General features: G+C 67.1%; 1 protein-coding gene. It reads left to right on the plus strand.

Translation table 11 applies throughout. From position 1 onward, the window contains the following. A partial coding sequence (locus KDM41_18300; GenBank protein MCB1185376.1) for a hypothetical protein occupies positions 1-677 on the plus strand: 677 nt, incomplete at both ends.

Here is a 677-nt window from a genome sequence, read left to right on the forward strand (position 1 = left end):
CCGGGCGGCACAGTCCCGACGACGCTGCGCGATTTCGATCAGCCCGGCACCCAGCCGTTCGAGCACGGCATCGACATCCGCGATCCGGGCAACAACTGCGCCGGGTGTCATGGGAATTACGACCCGGCTGCCGAGCCCTACTTCGTCTGGCGCGGCTCGATGATGGCCAACGCGTCGCGCGACCCACTCTTCGAGGCTTGCCTGACCGTCGCCAATCAGGACGCCCCGTCGTCCGGCGACCTGTGCATCCGCTGCCACGTGCCGAAGGCGTGGACCGCCGGCCGCTCCACGCCGACCAGCGGCAGCGCCATTCTCTACAACGATCGCAGCGGCGTGTCGTGCGATGTCTGCCACCGCATGGTCGATCCCCTCTACAATGAGGAGAATCCAAGCGCGGACATCGGGATCCTCGCCAGCCTGAGCAACCCCCCGGCTGGCTTCGGCAACGGCATGTACGTGCTCGACCCCGACGGCGTACGCCGCGGCCCGTTCTCCGACGTCCAGCCGCTCCACCAGATACTGGTTTCTCCATTCCACCAGGACGCGGCGTTCTGCGGCACCTGCCACGACGTGAGCAATCCGGCGTTCGAGCACGACGGCAACGGCAACTACGTGCCCAACGCGCTCGATGAGCCCGCAAGCGACTTCAGCGCGCACACGCTGATGCCCATCGAACG

Source organism: bacterium, from assembly GCA_020440705.1.
Classification (GTDB): domain Bacteria; phylum Krumholzibacteriota; class Krumholzibacteriia; order LZORAL124-64-63; family LZORAL124-64-63; genus JAGRNP01.